Origin of the sequence: Solibacillus sp. FSL W8-0474 (assembly GCF_038004065.1) — a bacterium.
Lineage (GTDB): Bacteria > Bacillota > Bacilli > Bacillales_A > Planococcaceae > Solibacillus > Solibacillus faecavium.
Window position 1 is genome coordinate 344,805 of the sequence record NZ_JBBOQJ010000001.1, and the last position, 15,732, is coordinate 360,536.

15 protein-coding genes are annotated in these 15,732 nt (G+C 38.7%); 12 read left to right on the top strand and 3 right to left on the bottom strand.

Annotation, left to right across the window (positions count from 1 at the left end; genetic code table 11):
* Window positions 1-7 precede the first annotated feature (7 nt).
* On the top strand, window positions 8-406 hold the full coding sequence (locus NYE67_RS01700; RefSeq protein WP_191701248.1) for a hypothetical protein: 399 nt from the start codon (window positions 8-10) through the stop codon (window positions 404-406).
* 228 nt (window positions 407-634) lie between these two features.
* A complete protein-coding gene (locus NYE67_RS01705) occupies window positions 635-1,621 on the top strand; it encodes a homoserine dehydrogenase (protein ID WP_340728977.1) in 987 nt (328 codons plus the stop codon).
* A gap of 98 nt (window positions 1,622-1,719) precedes the next feature.
* Here the strand turns inward: NYE67_RS01705 and NYE67_RS01710 are convergent, their stop codons facing one another.
* A complete protein-coding gene (locus NYE67_RS01710) occupies window positions 1,720-2,688 on the bottom strand; it encodes a hypothetical protein (protein ID WP_340728978.1) in 969 nt (322 codons plus the stop codon).
* Between the two features lie 178 nt (window positions 2,689-2,866).
* Window positions 2,867-3,097 carry a DNA-binding protein gene (locus NYE67_RS01715; protein WP_340728979.1) on the bottom strand — a complete coding sequence of 77 codons (231 nt, stop codon included), beginning with the start codon at window positions 3,095-3,097 and terminating at the stop codon, window positions 2,867-2,869.
* Window positions 3,098-3,215: 118 nt separating this feature from the next.
* Here NYE67_RS01715 and NYE67_RS01720 point away from each other — a divergent pair, with 118 nt between their 5' ends.
* The 5 genes from NYE67_RS01720 (at window position 3,216) to NYE67_RS01740 (ending at window position 9,446) form a co-directional block, all read left to right on the top strand.
* On the top strand, window positions 3,216-4,082 hold the full coding sequence (locus NYE67_RS01720) for an EamA family transporter (protein ID WP_340728980.1): 867 nt from the start codon (window positions 3,216-3,218) through the stop codon (window positions 4,080-4,082).
* A gap of 128 nt (window positions 4,083-4,210) precedes the next feature.
* A complete protein-coding gene (locus tag NYE67_RS01725; protein WP_340728981.1) occupies window positions 4,211-4,903 on the top strand; it encodes a response regulator transcription factor in 693 nt (230 codons plus the stop codon).
* A 186-nt stretch (window positions 4,904-5,089) separates the two neighbouring features.
* Window positions 5,090-7,285, top strand: coding sequence for a sensor histidine kinase (locus NYE67_RS01730; RefSeq protein ID WP_340728982.1), 2,196 nt, complete (start codon window positions 5,090-5,092; stop codon window positions 7,283-7,285).
* A gap of 243 nt (window positions 7,286-7,528) precedes the next feature.
* Entirely contained in the window at window positions 7,529-8,599 is a 1,071-nt protein-coding gene (locus tag NYE67_RS01735; protein ID WP_191701241.1) for a metallophosphoesterase, read from the top strand.
* A gap of 22 nt (window positions 8,600-8,621) precedes the next feature.
* On the top strand, window positions 8,622-9,446 hold the full coding sequence (locus NYE67_RS01740; RefSeq protein ID WP_340728983.1) for an undecaprenyl-diphosphate phosphatase: 825 nt from the start codon (window positions 8,622-8,624) through the stop codon (window positions 9,444-9,446).
* Between the two features lie 217 nt (window positions 9,447-9,663).
* Here the strand turns inward: NYE67_RS01740 and NYE67_RS01745 are convergent, their stop codons facing one another.
* Window positions 9,664-10,461, bottom strand: coding sequence for a TIGR00266 family protein (locus tag NYE67_RS01745; protein ID WP_340728984.1), 798 nt, complete (start codon window positions 10,459-10,461; stop codon window positions 9,664-9,666).
* 258 nt (window positions 10,462-10,719) lie between these two features.
* Between NYE67_RS01745 and NYE67_RS01750 the strand changes: the two genes are divergently transcribed.
* From NYE67_RS01750 to NYE67_RS01770, 5 genes are all read left to right on the top strand, one after another.
* The gene (locus NYE67_RS01750) at window positions 10,720-12,198 is read left to right on the top strand and encodes an aldehyde dehydrogenase family protein (RefSeq protein WP_191701238.1); all 1,479 of its coding nucleotides are present in this window, start codon (window positions 10,720-10,722) and stop codon (window positions 12,196-12,198) included.
* A gap of 137 nt (window positions 12,199-12,335) precedes the next feature.
* On the top strand, window positions 12,336-13,508 hold the full coding sequence (locus tag NYE67_RS01755) for a saccharopine dehydrogenase family protein (RefSeq protein ID WP_191701237.1): 1,173 nt from the start codon (window positions 12,336-12,338) through the stop codon (window positions 13,506-13,508).
* A 10-nt stretch (window positions 13,509-13,518) separates the two neighbouring features.
* Window positions 13,519-14,709, top strand: coding sequence for an acyl-CoA dehydrogenase family protein (locus NYE67_RS01760; protein ID WP_340728985.1), 1,191 nt, complete (start codon window positions 13,519-13,521; stop codon window positions 14,707-14,709).
* 134 nt (window positions 14,710-14,843) lie between these two features.
* Window positions 14,844-15,302 (top strand): NUDIX domain-containing protein, encoded by a 459-nt coding sequence (locus NYE67_RS01765; RefSeq protein ID WP_340728986.1) that lies wholly within the window; start codon window positions 14,844-14,846, stop codon window positions 15,300-15,302.
* A 66-nt stretch (window positions 15,303-15,368) separates the two neighbouring features.
* Window positions 15,369-15,698 carry a four-helix bundle copper-binding protein gene (locus tag NYE67_RS01770; RefSeq protein WP_340726786.1) on the top strand — a complete coding sequence of 110 codons (330 nt, stop codon included), beginning with the start codon at window positions 15,369-15,371 and terminating at the stop codon, window positions 15,696-15,698.
* Window positions 15,699-15,732 lie beyond the last annotated feature (34 nt).

The following is a 15,732-nucleotide window of genomic DNA, read 5'->3' on the forward strand; positions in this document are numbered from 1 at the left end:
GTTCGACATGGGGAAAGTATACAGTGCACAAAATGTAGCAGCCTACATTATTTATGAATTAAACGAAGTAAAGGAATATGTAAATGCTTGTGCAATTCAGCAAATTTTAGCGGATGTAAATGTCATGTGGCAAAAGGTTTTTGGGCATAGTGCTTTCTCGGAACAAACTCACAATCTGGAAACAACAGGCTATGTCATAAAGGAAGTTGCTGAGGAGTATAACGTTCATGGAAGTGCGCATATTTTAACTCCAGCACGCGAATGGTTTTTAAAATATGGTGAGTTCCAGTTAGTGCAACGCCCATATGCGGTGCCAAACTACTCCGTAAAAGAAGAACTTGTTATGACAAAAATTTTAAATGCGCATCGTTTACGCGTATATAATTCTGTAAATGTAGCAGTATAAAATAACTTTAAACACTAGCCAGAGAATTTCTGCTAGTGTTTTTGTTTACCCGATTTAGCTATTAAACAATAGAATTTAAATGAAATTTGACCGTTTACAGTAAACAAATGTCCTTCTAGGAGAGATTCTCCTTGTTTTCATGTATTATATAGGATAGAATTTCTTTAAGATAAATTATTTGAATTATTCGTCAATATATATGTGTTAAGAATTTGGAGGAGAAAGGCAATGGCAACAATCAAGGCAGCGATCTTAGGATTTGGCACAGTAGGTCAGGGAATTTACCATATTTTAAATGAGAAGAGGCAGGAGCTTCGCGAAAAGCTGGGGGTAGAACTGGAGGTCGCGAAGATTTTAGTAACCGATGCAAGCCGTGAGCGTGTACCGGGAACAAAGCATTTAATGACAGAGTCAATGGATGACGTACTGGCGGAGAGTGACCTGCAAGTAGTATTTGAAGCGATTGTAAATGAAGAACCTGCATTCACATACTTAAAACGTGCTGTTGAGGCGAAATGCCATGTCATTACAGCGAATAAAGTGATGCTTGCGAAACGGGGCGAAGAACTCGAAGCATTAGCAAAGTTAAATGGTGTATTTATCGGCTTTGAGGCAACCGTAGCAGGTGGTGTGCCTATTATAAAAACGATGAAAAACATTCTGCTTGTAAATGAAGTTAGATGTGTACAGGGAATTTTAAATGGAACGACAAACTACATCTTAACGAAAATGCGTGCAGAGGGCTGGAGTTTTGATCAGGCGCTAAAAGAAGCGCAGCAATTAGGCTATGCAGAAGCAAATCCATTTAATGATATTTCGGGTCAAGATGCCTTTAAAAAGCTGATGATTTTATCAAGCTTAGCATTTGGAGAACAGCCAAACTGGGCAGATGTAGATGTGATTGGCATTGATACAATATCAGCAGAGCAAGTAGCCGATGCGAAAGCGCAAGGGCTACGCTACCGTCATGTGGCAGAAGTTGAAAAGCTGGAAGATGGTACAATTCATGCAAAAGTTGCACCGCTCTTAGTAAATAATGAACATCCACTTTATCCGGTGGATGATGTCTTTAATGCCGTAACGATGGAAACAGACTATATCGGCACATTATCCGTAATCGGACCAGGAGCAGGTATGTATCCGACAGCAAGCGTTATGGTAGAAGATTATGCGGAGATTATTGGCAAACGGGCAGGTTTTACAGTAACAATTTAACAAGAGAGAAGCTATCTCACTTAATGAATTAAATATTATCCATGAAGTATAAGACACCATTGTTCCTCTTTAGAAACAATGGTGTCTTTAGGTTGCTGTTACGAACTCTGCTGTACATTAAGGGTAGAATCAAATTTTTGAAACAGGTCTCTAACAGATGGGTGTAGTTGATTGTTTTCTTCTATAATTAACTCTTGTATCTCACTCTCTTTTATCATCCTATAAATCGTTTTTAACTGATCCACTTGAACGGCTGTTGGTGAGTCGATAATCATTTCGTTAAGGAAGGTAATGGGACCGTTTAAAGAAACATTTAGTTCAGGATTCAGGGTAAAGGCTAGCTCGAAAAGATGTTGAGCATTTCTAAATTCCTGTAAGACCGGCTCTATGATATACCATCTCTCCTGAGGGTCCTGAAGGGTATTTTCACTGGCTTCTTGTATTGGGACCGTTTTCTCAAAGGCTATTTCCATAAGTTCATAAGCGTCTTTAAAAAGAGCATAGGAAGCGGGTTGATTATAATAATCGTTCATATTCTCTTTTTTATAAAAGGTTTCTTTTTGAAATCCCTTTACCTTTTGATCGTAAGTGAATTTTTGGATAATGATATTACTGTGCTGCGTCATGTGCATCACAATTCCCGGCTTTCCATCAAAAGTTGCGGTACTAAAATCCAGGGAGCCTAGTTGAATATAATCATCAAATAGCGGATAAGAATTTTCACCATCCTGCACTACTAACAACCAGTTCTGGCCATCGTCCCAAGCGAATAAACCATTTTCCACTTTTCCTGCATTTACGTACAATGCAATAATTTCCTCTTCACCATCTTCATCGATATCTAAGCTTTTTTTCTTATAAAGAGTCTGAGGATACTTTTCAATATTTATTGCTGAAATAGTTGAATAATCACTGTTTGCTTGTTTTATGAGAGCCTCATTTTCTAGTGATATCTGTTCCATTTGTTTTTTTAAATCATTTATCTCTTTGGACTGATCTGTATTTAATTGAGTGCACCCGCTCAGTATACCTGCAATGCATATTGTTCCTAATAAAAACGTTCTCATTACAATCCCCCTATAGAGCTTTTTAAATGTAAATGGAATTTCACATGGTTAATTTGTGTAAATAATACTTAATATTAACATAAATCAGGCGAGCTTCTTAGAATTAGATAAATTAAATCACAAAAAGGCGTGACTATATTATCACGCCTTTTTCTAAGAGTAGATTTTGCAATTTTCTTTAGTCCTCATCCTTAATATCCACATCTTCTGGGATAGGAGTGTTTTTCCAAATTTCGATTTCCTCTTTAATTCGCTCAAGTTGCTGATGGTACGTTTCAAATTGCGCACTGTTAATTAAAAAGTTTTCACCATCATGCACTGCTTTAATACGACCAGCATAAATGTACTGTAGAATCTGGTGCTCCGACATGCCTATATCATTTGCAGTTTGTTCGACTGTTTTATACATCATGATGCCTCCTTTTAATTTTGGGTTAACTCTATTATAAATATAATTTAGATAAAGTTCATCTCGATTGGCTGTTCAACGTATGATAGCATAATGGTTATAAAAGCGGGGTGTAATAGTGAATATTTTACCGTACATATTTGTTTTATTGGCTGCGATGCTTTGGGGCACAGTCGGTACAACACAAACATTTTTAACAGAAGGTATTTCCTCGTTCGCAGTTGCTGGTATTCGTTCGGCAATTGGCGGGGGAGTTTTACTAATCGCAGTTATCCTCATGCGAAAAATTTCGTTTCGCCAATGGTCATGGAAGTGGACTATTCTGGCTGCGATTGCAATTGCTTTATTCCAAAGTTTGTTTTTCACATCTGTCCGTTTTACAGGTGTGGCGGTAGGGACAGTTGTGACAATAGGAAGTTCACCGGTATTTGCAGGTATAATTGAATGGGTCTTTTGGAAAGTACGCCCAACACTTGTCTGGGCAGTTGCCACCGTGTTGGCGATTGTCGGCTGCTTACTGTTGTTTATGAATCAGGGAGATACAACGATAAACCCTGTTGGAATTGCATTGGCACTGGCAGCAGGCTTCATGTTTGCCCTGTATACGAATGTAAGTAAGCAGCTGATGAAACGCGAGGAAACGTTACCCGCGGTAGCGATGACCTTTACACTTTGCGCATTATTTCTATTGCCATTGGCAGCGAAGGATGGTTTCAGTTGGGTAACAGAAGGCGTGAATCTTTGGGCAATGCTATTTATGGCGCTTGCTGCAACGAGTTTGGCGTACATATTATTTTTGGGCGGATTAAAGAAAATCAGCTCGTCCGCTGCAGTGACATTAAGTTTGGCCGAACCTTTAACAGCAGCATTACTTGGCGTATTTTTAGTTGGCGAGCATTTAACATTTGTAGCTTGGATTGGCGTTGGATTATTATTAGGTGGAATTGTAGTATTAACAATAGGTGCAAAAAAAGCTGCTTCATAGGAGGTAGCTTTTTTCTGTATGATCAAAGCTAAAGATAATCTTAAGAAATTCTTCAGATTTTGAGTAGGTAGATGTTAAGAAGTTCCATTTATTATAAAGTTATAAGAAAAAGTTGTGAGGTGAGCAGGATGGATCAGCTGACGGTTCTTGTGACTGATGACGATCAGGACATACGGGACGGTATAGAAATTTATTTGAAAAATGAAGGATATAGGGTGTTGAAGGCAGCAGACGGGAATGAGGCAATCGAGCTGCTGAAGCAAAATGAAGTACATTGTATTATTTTGGACGTAATGATGCCGAATATGGATGGAATAACCGCAACGTTCAAAATTCGTGCAGAGCGTAATATTCCAATTATTATGCTTAGTGCAAAGGCTGAACAGACAGATAAAATTCACGGCCTATCTGTTGGGGCAGATGATTATATTACGAAACCTTTCCACCCACTTGAATTGTTGGCACGTGTAAAATCCCAGCTTCGACGCTATGTCAATTTCGGAACACTTGGACTTGGGGAAGCAACTCCACTAGTTGAAGGACTTGAACTTGATGCGGCAGCAAGGGAAGTAAGAGTCGACGGGGAGCCTGTCAAACTAACACCGACCGAGTATAAAATTACCGAGCTATTATTAAAAAATGCAGGACGTGTTTTTTCGATTAGTGAAATTTATGAAATGGTTTGGAATGAGCCTGCATATAACGCTGAAAATATTGTAGCAGTCCATATCCGTAAAATCCGTGAAAAAATTGAAGCCGATCCTAAAAATCCCCGCTATTTAAAAGTTGTATGGGGTCTAGGTTATAAAATTGAAAAGTAAAGTTTTTACTTGGATGGGGGCAATGAGCGCGGTAGTCGGATTTTATTATCTCGGAACGTATTTTTTTAATTATTTTACAGGGCGGTTTGTCCCGTTAGTTAAACAGTTTTTATATTTTTTATCAATATAAAAAGGAGCATTTGCTGCATGATGGGTAGATGTTCATTCCATTAGGAGGAATAACGAATGAAGAACAATAAAATTTACCTCCAACTTTTTCTTATGTTTGTGGTGGCGACCGCAGTCATTTTAATTTTTACAAGTGGTAGTAGTTATTTGGGGAAAACATTTAATGAATCACAAGATTTTAAGCGTGATTCGGAGCGATTAGTATCCGAGCTTTCACAAAACTTATTTAATGTACCGACAGAACAAGATTTTGAAGGAGCCTTAACCGTTTCGGAAGAAGAAATGCATAGTTACCGTACACATTATGGTTCCCTGGCGGAGCAAATTCAAAATATTAAAGAGCAATATAAAGGTGATATAGAGGTAGCCGAAGACGCGGATGTTATTGAAGCAATTGAGCAAGAGCGTGATGCAAAAATCGAGGATATAAAGAAAAATTTCGAAGATGATGATTATGTAAAGGCAAAAATAATCGCAATAAAGAAAAAAGCGATCCAAGAAGAACTGAAACAGATTAACAGCGAAAGAAAAAATACATTAAGTCAATATAGTCACTTCGCTTACGAATTTACAGATGAAAAAACGGGAGAAGTTTACCGTAATGGCGATATTGAGGAGCAATGGGTCTTTAAGAATACGTTTAATAATGTCGGGAAAGATTTCAATGGTAATTATACGATTCATTTTTCTGACCATGATAATCTAGGAATTATTAGAGACAGTTATACGCTTGACCGGGATTTGAAAAGTATTTCGGGTGTTGTGACGGTTCCAAAATCCTGGTTTGATAACTCTTATTTAGGAACAGACAAGAAAGCATTTAATGTTACGAAATATGTATATTATGGAATTGTTCTTGCAGGAATTATTAGCTTTGTATTATTAATGACTTATTTAGAACCAACGTGGGAGCTATTCAACCGGAAATTCCCACTGCGTGAACAATTTGAACGCTTACCGATTGATATTCGTATTGTGGCAACGGTTATTGTCGCTAACTTCGCAATTATATCTAGTGAAATGTTTAGAAGGTCTATTCGAACACAAATTAATAATTATATAGTTGGTCATTATAGTCAGATTTTTGATCTATTCGTCACAGGAATTATTAGTTTTGCTCTTATTACGGCAGTTATTTTTATGATAGTTTCAATTTTAGAAAGTTTAAAGGGGCAACGAGATTTAGAAAAAATTTGGCCTCAAACATTTATTTCACAATTAGTAGACGCTGCCAAATCGATGTTTGATAATCGCTCTGTAGGGATGCAGTCGCTAATATTACTATTTGTAGTGTTCCTCGGAGGGTTTGGACTTGCAGTTGTGATGGCAACAGCAGACGCAGGAGTTTTCCTGTTTTATATGTTCTTATTTGTAGTATTCTTCATGCCAACACTTTATATTTTCATGCGTCGTATGGGCTACCTAAACCGTATTATGAAGCATACAGAAGATATGGCAAACGGCCGTTTAACAAAAGACCTAAAAGTGAAGGGGAAATCTCCTTTAGCGAAACATGCACAAAATTTAAACGGGCTGCGTGAAGGCGTTCGTACTAGTATGAATGAACAAGCTAAAAGTGAACAAATGAAAACAGAACTAATAACAAATGTAAGTCATGATTTGCGTACACCGTTAACGTCAATTATTACGTATACGGATTTACTGAAAAATCCATCGATTACCGAGGAAGAACGCACTAAGTATATTGGGATTTTAGATGCAAAATCGAATCGTTTAAAAACATTGATAGAAGATTTGTTTGAAGTATCGAAAATGGCGAGTGGCAATATAGAAATTTCCAAGCAACGCATCGATTTAGCCCAACTGTTGCAGCAGGCGGCTGGTGAGCATGGGGAAGATTTCGCGGCGGCAAATTTAGATTTACGAGTAAATATTTCGGAGCAGCCAATCTATGCTTATGTGGATGGACAAAAGTGGTGGCGTGTAATCGATAATTTAATCGTCAATGCTCGTAAGTATTCATTAGAAGGTACGCGTGTTTATGTGAACTTAAAATTAGTTGATGGAAACGCAGAGTTAACGGTTAAAAATGTTGCAAAGTATGAGCTATATGAAGAGGCATCACAATTAATTGAACGCTTTAAACGTGCAGATACGTCGCGTCATACGGAAGGCTCTGGGCTAGGCCTTGCGATTGCACAGTCCATAGTTGACCTTCATGGTGGGCATTTGGAAATAGCAGTAGACGGAGATCTTTTTAAAGTAACAGTGAGTGTTCGTACAGAAAAATAAGCAGAAGAAACTGCAGTAAGGGGATGATGACCCTTGCTGCAGTTTTTTTATGTAAGAAAAATAGTTGGTGGGATATAAGAGAATGTATATAAAACCATATTACAGGGATATTGAAGATGACTAAATCTATTAGAAATAAGCATGGACTGAAATAAATTTTTTACAAATAATCTTCTTTACTAACGTCAAAATGTTGAAATGTAGTAAAATAGCAACATTAAATATGTGAGGGGTTTAAGTATAATGCGAATATTATTCGGCATCTTGGCGATAGCAATATATAGTGGCATTACGTTTTATCTCGGCTGGAATTTGAGGGCATGGCTACTGTCCATTCAGCAATTCCGCTGGCCAATTGTTTATTGGACATTTTTATTTCTCATTTCCTATGGTTATTTTATAGGAAAGCTCCACCCATTACTGACGCCTTTAACAGTACTAGGTAGTTATTGGATGTTCTTTTTGCAGTATGGGCTGATTCTCTGTATTATAGCTAATCTGATAATTAAGTTTTCACCGCTTTCGACGAAAATGGTTGGAACAGGTGTTGTTGGTTTACTAGTCATTTTATTAATTGCGGGTACATATTTTGCATACTCTCCAGTAGTACGGAATGCTACTATCGAGATAAATAAGCCTGGAGAAGATATGCGTATTGTTATGGCATCGGATTTCCACCTCGGTCTGTTATCTGGGACAGGGCATTTAGAAAAGTTTGTTAAGCTCTCCAACGAACAAAAACCGGACTTAGTGCTATTACCGGGAGATCTTGTTGATGACAGTCCTCAGCGCTTTATTAATAAAGGCATGGGGGAAGTGATGAAAAACCTTCAGGCAACATATGGTGTTTATGGAGTACCGGGAAATCATGAGTATTATGGCAATGAAATTCCTGAATTTAAACAAGCAATGACTGAATCGAATGTTCGTATTTTAATGGATGAAACAATTTTAGTGGATAATCGTTTTTATTTAACAGGACGTGAAGATTTAACAAATAAGAAAAGGTTGGCATTAAATGAGCTACAGCCAGAAAATCAGGAACTTCCTTGGTTTGTTATGAATCATACGCCAATGGATTTGGATGAGCCGGCTAATTTAGGTGTAGATTTTCACGTATCTGGACATACCCATCGAGGACAGATGTGGCCAAATCATTTCATAACAGAACGAATCTTTGAATTGGATTATGGCCATCGTCAAAAGGAACAAATGCATGCGCTTGTCTCAAGTGGCTTTGGTTTCTGGGGACCTCCTACACGTTTAGGCAGTCAATCCGAACTCTGGGTAATTGATGTGAAATTTAGCGAATAACGTTTGCAAAAGGAGCAAGTATATGGAATGGATAGAGCTATTAAAAGCTTTAATCTTAGGATTTGTGGAAGGGATGACCGAGTTTGCACCAGTTTCTTCAACAGGACATATGATTATTGTTGATGATATGTGGCTGCAGACGAAGGAGTTTTTAGGTTCGGGGTCTGCAAATACTTTTAAAATAGTTATACAGCTAGGATCAATATTGGCAGTCGTTTTTGTAATGTGGAAACGGTTATTGAGCTTAGTCGGACTATATAAAATGGAAGGGCAGCAATCGACCCGGTTTAATTTAGGGCATGTGCTAATCGGTATTATTCCAGCAGGAGTTTTTGGTCTGTTATTTGAAGATTTTATAGACGAAAACTTATTCAGCATTAAAACAGTAATTATTGGGCTGATAATCGGAGCTATATTTATGATTATTGCTGATAAATTTGGACCTAGAAAACCTTCAATTACTTCTTTAGACAATATATCTTACAGTAAAGCCTTCAAAATTGGGATTATTCAATGTTTGTCGCTATGGCCAGGGTTTTCGCGTTCGGGATCGACTATTTCAGGAGGCGTCTTACTTGGACTAGATCATAAAACAGCTGCAGATTTTACTTTCATTATGGCGGTACCGATAATGGCAGGGGCGAGCGGTTTGTCACTTGTAAAAAACTGGGACCAAATTAATGCCGATCACTTTTCCTTTTATGCAGTAGGCTTTATAAGCGCATTTATATTTGCCCTTATTTCGATAAAGTTCTTCCTGAAGTTAATTTCCAAGGTAAAGCTCACACCCTTTGCAGTATATCGAATTGTATTGGCTTTAATTTTAATTTTTATTCTATCTATATAATGATTCCGTAGACGTCAAATATTTGTAATAATTTGGCGTCTTTTTGTCGAATTGTATTGGCGATTATAGCCGATTCAAGCAATGTAACATCGGAAGTAATGGAAGCCATTCGCCAGTGGGATGTTTTGAAATGAGTAAATGAGAAGAAACGATGCAAACATTTTAAATCAAAATGAGGCATATTCTGAAAGAGGGTTCAGAACATGCCTTGTTTAAGCTATTTATTAAACATATCAAATAATCCGCCGATGCCGCCTTCACCAGCATCTTTACCGCCACCGCCTTGAGAAATCGGTGCAGCTGCGAACACGCGGCTAGCTAAACGGCTAAATGGCAATGACTGCACCCAGACTGTTCCTGGACCAGATAGTGTGGCGAAGAATAAACCTTCTCCACCGAAAAGCGCTGTTTTAATACCGCGTACCATTTCGATATCGTAACGGACGTCTTGTGTCATAGCAACTAAACACCCTGTATCAATACGCAATGTTTCGCCTGGCTGAAGTTTGCGTTCATAAATCGTTCCGCCCGCATGGACGAAAGCCATCCCATCTCCTTCAAGTTTCTGCATGATGAAGCCTTCTCCACCGAAGAATCCAGTTCCTAATTTCCGCTGAAATTCTACGCCTACTGAAACACCTTTTGCTGCAGCTAAAAATGCATCCTTTTGACAAATAATTTTGCCGTCTAATTGGCTTAAATCCATAGGAATAATTTTACCTGGATATGGTGAGGCGAAATAAACTTTACGTTTACCGGAGCCATTGTTCGTAAACATCGTCATGAACAAACTTTCGCCTGTAATTAATCGTTTTCCTGCACCTAGTAATTTCCCCATCAGACCAGAACCTTGGTTTGCAGATCCATCACCAAATACAGTTTCCATTTGAATATGATCTTCCATCATCATTAAACTTCCTGCTTCAGCCACAACCGTTTCCTGAGGGTCGAGCTCTACTTCTACAAACTGCATGTCGTCTCCATGTAATACATAATCAATTTCGTGGTTTTTCATATACATATCCCCTTAATAAACAAAATTTATATACAACATACATACGCTTATAAATTTCAAAAGTTTCAAAGTAACGGAAATATATTTGGCAAATATTTAAGCAAATTAATATTTACCGGGATTGAGTATTTCCTTATTTCCCCTCAATTTACTCGGTATTTGTCAGAATTTTATGTATATTATTGCGTAGAAAAAAAGGGGATAAAGTAGAAAATGTCGAATGATATAAGAGAAAACTAGAATTTGTGAGGTGGGGTAATGAAACTGTTAAATTTTATTGGTGGAGAATGGATGGAAGATACTTCATTGCAAACAATGTCTGTGATAAATCCTGCAAATGGTGAACAGTTAGGAACAATACCACTTTCGACAAAATTTCAAGTCGAATTAGCTGCACAAAAAGCGAAAGAGGCACAAAAAGAGTGGGCACTTGTCCCAGCACCAAAACGTGCCGATTATTTATATGAAATTGCATTTAAATTAAAAGAGAAAAAAGAACATCTGGCACAAACGCTGACAAAAGAGATGGGTAAAGTAATCGAAGAAGCACGTGGCGAAGTACAGGAAGGTATTGATATGGCGCTATATATGGCAGCGGAAGGGAGACGTTTGTTTGGTGAAACTGTTCCTTCGGAGTTGCCAAATAAATTTGCGATGAGTGTACGTGCACCAATTGGGGTAGCAGGGCTTATTACACCATGGAATTTCCCTATTGCGATTGCAACATGGAAGGCTTTCCCAGCTCTTATAGCAGGCAATACAGTTGTATGGAAGCCTTCAAACGAAACGCCTTTTATGGCATACGAATTAGCTAAAATCTTTGAAGAGGTCGGGTTACCGCCAGGCGTTGTAAACGTAGTATTTGGCTCTGGACCTACAGTCGGTACTGCAATGGTTGAGCATCCGGACATACGCATTATTTCCTTTACGGGATCTACAACAACAGGTAGCAAAGTAGCGGAGCTTGGCGGAAAACATTTGAAAAAAGTATCGCTTGAAATGGGCGGGAAAAATGCAGTCATCGTGATGGATGATGCAAACTTAGATTTAGCATTGGAAGGCATTTTATGGAGTGCGTTTGGCACGGCCGGTCAACGTTGTACAGCATGTAGCCGAGTTATCGTGCATAAAGATGTAAAACAGGAGTTGGAGAAACGTCTTGTGGAAGCAACTAAGCAGCTGACAATTGGAGACGGACTGAATCCAACAATCAAAATAGGGCCAGTCATTAATAAGGCAGCACTCGAAAAAATTAACCATTATGTCCAAATAGGCAAGCAGCAAGGTGCAAACTTACTTATAGGTGGAGAAATATTAACAGACGGTGACTTGGCAAGGGGCTACTATTATGCACCTACGATTTTCACCGATGTGGAGTCAACGAGTATATTGGCACAGGAGGAGATATTTGGTCCTGTCGTTAGCATTATTGAAGTAAGTAGTTTAGAAGAAGCAATTGAAGTAAACAACAATGTGAAGTTTGGCTTATCAAGCTCAATATTCTCACAGGATGTAAATAAAATCTTCAAAGCACAGCAATTACTTGATACAGGTATTGTGTATGTAAATGCTGGGACAACAGGAGCTGAAATCCATTTACCGTTTGGAGGTACAAAAGGTACTGGAAATGGACATCGCGATTCAGGGCAAGCAGCTCTTGATGTCTATACGGAATGGAAGAGCATTTACGTTGATTACAGTGGGAAGTTGCAACGCGCTCAAATCGATAACGCATGATCTTTCGCCTAGTGCGAATTATCTTAGATTACTTTATCTTCATTCAAGTAGTTCCTGAATGAGATAGCTTTCGGAGGATGTCACAGGACGCAATTGTGCCGAGGCATAATTGACATACAAAAAAAGGGGATGTTTACATGAAAGTAGTAGTGCTTGGTGCTGGTTTGATGGGGAAAGAAATTGCACGCGATTTAGTCGATAGTAAAGAAGTAGAAACAGTATATTTAGCAGATTTATCAATCGAAAACGCGAAGGAATTCGTCGATACTTTAAATACAAAAAAAGTAGAGGTTGTACAGCTAGATGCAGACTGTGATGAAGATTTACGTGAAGTAATGGGACGTGGAAATGTAGTTATTAATGCATTGTTCTATACATTCAATGAACGCGTAGCAAAGGCTGCAATTGATGTAGGGGTTCATTCGGTTGATTTAGGCGGTCATATAGGCGGCATTACTGAATCAATTTTTCAGCTAAATAATTTGGCTGCTGAAAAAGGTGTAACAATTATTCCAGATTTAGGAGTAGCACCTGGAATGGTAAATATTCTAGCAGGATATGGTGCAACGAAGCTTGATACGGTAGACTCAATCAAATTATACGTAGGTGGCATTCCAACAGAGCCGAAGCCACCGCTGCATTATACTCGTGTATTTTCTTTGGATGGTGTATTCGACCACTATACAGAGCCATCTAAAATGATTCAAAAAGGCATTTTAGCCGAGGTAGAATCTTTAACAGGTATTGAGCCCATTTATTTTGATGAGTTTGGTGTACTAGAGGCGTTTTATACATCGGGGGGAATTTCGACTTTATACAAAACTTTCCCGGATGTAAAAACATTAGAATACAAAACAATCCGCTATAAAGGTCATGCCGAAAAGTTCAAATTACTAGCTGAGTTAGGTTTCCTAGATAAAAACAATATAGTAGAAGCTAGCGGGCAGGAAGTAAATGTTCGGGAAGTAACTAAAGAAGTATTGAAGAAAAAATTGGATTTAGGCAAGAAAACGGATGCTGTATTGTTGCGTGCGATTATTTCAGGGGAAAAGTCAGAAGAACAAATTACGTACGAGTATGAAATGGTAGTACGCAAAGATTTAGAGAAAAATGTAACGGCAATGGCACGTGCGACAGCCAATACAATTTCAGTCGTAGCGCAAATGGTTGGCAATGGGATGATTACCGAGCGTGGTGTAATTGCTCCGGAATCAGTAGTACCGGGTCGTGAATTCATTAAGGAAATGGCAAAGCGTGGTGTCGACATTAGAGAGACATCACATCGTTCATCAATGATTGTTAAATGGTAGGAGTGATTTTATGAACTTCGAGTTTACTGAAGAGCAAACACTTTTACGTAAAACAGTGCGGCAATTTGTCGACACTGAAATCATCCCATATATTGCAGAGTGGGATATGAATGGTGGATTTGATCCTAAAGTATGGAAGCGCCTAGCCGAAATTGGGCTAATGGGAGTCTGTATTCCCGAAAAATACGGCGGGGCTGGAATGGATTATAACTCGCTTGCGATAGTATGTGAAGAGCTGGAGCGTGGGGATACAGCTTTTCGTACAGCTGTTTCTGTGCATACAGGTCTCAACAGCATGACGCTTATGCAATGGGGTACAGATGCCCAAAAGGAAAAATACTTAACACCTCAGGCAAAGGGTGAGAAAATTGGTGCATTTGGCTTAACAGAACCTGGTGCAGGATCTGATGTGGCTGCGATGAACTCCTTTGCCAAACGAGACGGAGACTATTATATTTTGAATGGGCAAAAAACATGGATTTCGTTATGTGATATTGCGGATCACTTCATCGTTTTTGCCTATACAGACAAGGAAAAGGCGCATCACGGTATTTCCGCTTTTATTGTGGAACGGGAATGGGCTGGCTTTAGCTCAAAGGCGATTAAAGGAAAGTACGGAATCCGGGCAGGCAATACTGGCGAGCTGTTTTTTGACGATGTAAAAATTCCGATCGATAATTTACTAGGTGAAGAAGGGGAAGGCTTTAAAATTGCCATGTCCGCCCTTGATAATGGACGTTTTACCGTAGCAGCCGGTGCGGTTGGTCTAATTCAAGCTTGTATCGAGGCCAGTGTGAAGTATTGTAAGGAACGTGAAACTTTTGGGAAGCCAATCGGTGGGCATCAGTTAGTCGGTCAAATGCTTGCAAAGATGGAAGCGGGCTATGAAATGAGTAAACTTCTTGTATACCGTGTAGGGGAGCTGAAAAACAAAGGTGTTCGCAATACCCGTGAGACTTCTTTAGCAAAATGGCAAGCATGTGATTTTGCAAATAAAGCTGCAGATGACGCTGTACAAATTCATGGGGCATATGGTTATTCCGATGAGTATCCAGTAGCGCGCTATTTACGAAATTCAAAAGCTCCTGTTATATATGAGGGAACGCGGGAAATTCATACAATTATGCAAGCTGATTATGTACTCGGGAAACGCAACGATAAAAAACTGCGCTGTATGCTGCCTAGCTGGCCGTTTGAATAATAGAGTGGAGCGAAAGGGTTTATGAACCTTTCGCTTTTTTTGTTAATGTTAAATATAGTAAAAAGAAGTAGTAACCACAATTTTGGATGGAAAATAAGAGCCTAAAAAAATATTTGTAAGGGGGAAAGAATGAAATGAGAATAAGAAATTCAGCAAAAGCAGTTATCGTAAAGGACGGAAAGTTATTAGCTATAAAATTACAGGAAAATAATAGTACATACTATACTTTACCGGGCGGTGGTCAAGAACATGGTGAAAATCTGCATCAAGCATTAGAAAGAGAATGCATGGAAGAGATAGGTGCCAAAGTGGAAATTGGAGAGTTAATTTTTGTACGTGAATACATTGGAAAAAACCATGAATTCTCTGCTAGACATGCTCATGCACAGCAAACGGAATTTATGTTTTTGTGTCGTGTACATCAGGATAGCTTTGATAACGGAAGCAACCCCGACACTGGACAATCAGGTATAGAATGGATACCAATTAAGGAATTACTGAATTTTAAATTATACCCGCAAGCAATGAGACCCCAGTTGATTTCTTATTTTAACGGGGAGAGAGCTGCAACTTATTTAGGTGATATAAATTAATGAGTATGTTTTAGGATGCAATGGAGGGGTATCAGAGTAAATAATAAGTTAAAGGAGGCAAATTAAATGACACATGAACATTATCAGTCAGTAATAGAGGCACTTCATGAATGCATGGCTGCTTGCAATCATTGTTATGATGCTTGTTTAAAAGAAGAAGATGTAAAAATGATGGTAGGCTGTATTCGTCTTGATAGAGAGTGTGCAGATATTTGTGCTTACTTTGAACAGGCAATCAGTAGAGGAACGCCATTTATTTCTGAACTGGCCCAAGTATGTGCACAAATTTGTGAAGCATGCGGTAATGAGTGTAAAAATCACCATCATGAACACTGTCAAAAATGTGCAGAGGCTTGTTTTAAATGTGCAGAAGCATGCCGAAGTCTGATTGCATAATTTTTATTTTTTGAAAGAGCGTTTCCATAGAGGA

Excerpts from the sequence above, each read along its gene's own strand:
- NYE67_RS01700 (WP_191701248.1), top strand. The coding sequence starts at position 8 with ATGGGGAAAGTATACAGTGCACAAAATGTAGCAGCCTACATTATTTAT.
- NYE67_RS01705 (WP_340728977.1), top strand. The coding sequence starts at position 635 with ATGGCAACAATCAAGGCAGCGATCTTAGGATTTGGCACAGTAGGTCAG.
- NYE67_RS01710 (WP_340728978.1), bottom strand. The coding sequence starts at position 2,688 with ATGAGAACGTTTTTATTAGGAACAATATGCATTGCAGGTATACTGAGC.
- NYE67_RS01715 (WP_340728979.1), bottom strand. The coding sequence starts at position 3,097 with ATGTATAAAACAGTCGAACAAACTGCAAATGATATAGGCATGTCGGAG.
- NYE67_RS01725 (WP_340728981.1), top strand. The coding sequence starts at position 4,211 with ATGGATCAGCTGACGGTTCTTGTGACTGATGACGATCAGGACATACGG.
- NYE67_RS01730 (WP_340728982.1), top strand. The coding sequence starts at position 5,090 with ATGAAGAACAATAAAATTTACCTCCAACTTTTTCTTATGTTTGTGGTG.
- NYE67_RS01735 (WP_191701241.1), top strand. The coding sequence starts at position 7,529 with ATGCGAATATTATTCGGCATCTTGGCGATAGCAATATATAGTGGCATT.
- NYE67_RS01740 (WP_340728983.1), top strand. The coding sequence starts at position 8,622 with ATGGAATGGATAGAGCTATTAAAAGCTTTAATCTTAGGATTTGTGGAA.
- NYE67_RS01745 (WP_340728984.1), bottom strand. The coding sequence starts at position 10,461 with ATGAAAAACCACGAAATTGATTATGTATTACATGGAGACGACATGCAG.
- NYE67_RS01750 (WP_191701238.1), top strand. The coding sequence starts at position 10,720 with ATGAAACTGTTAAATTTTATTGGTGGAGAATGGATGGAAGATACTTCA.
- NYE67_RS01755 (WP_191701237.1), top strand. The coding sequence starts at position 12,336 with ATGAAAGTAGTAGTGCTTGGTGCTGGTTTGATGGGGAAAGAAATTGCA.
- NYE67_RS01760 (WP_340728985.1), top strand. The coding sequence starts at position 13,519 with ATGAACTTCGAGTTTACTGAAGAGCAAACACTTTTACGTAAAACAGTG.
- NYE67_RS01765 (WP_340728986.1), top strand. The coding sequence starts at position 14,844 with ATGAGAATAAGAAATTCAGCAAAAGCAGTTATCGTAAAGGACGGAAAG.
- NYE67_RS01770 (WP_340726786.1), top strand. The coding sequence starts at position 15,369 with ATGACACATGAACATTATCAGTCAGTAATAGAGGCACTTCATGAATGC.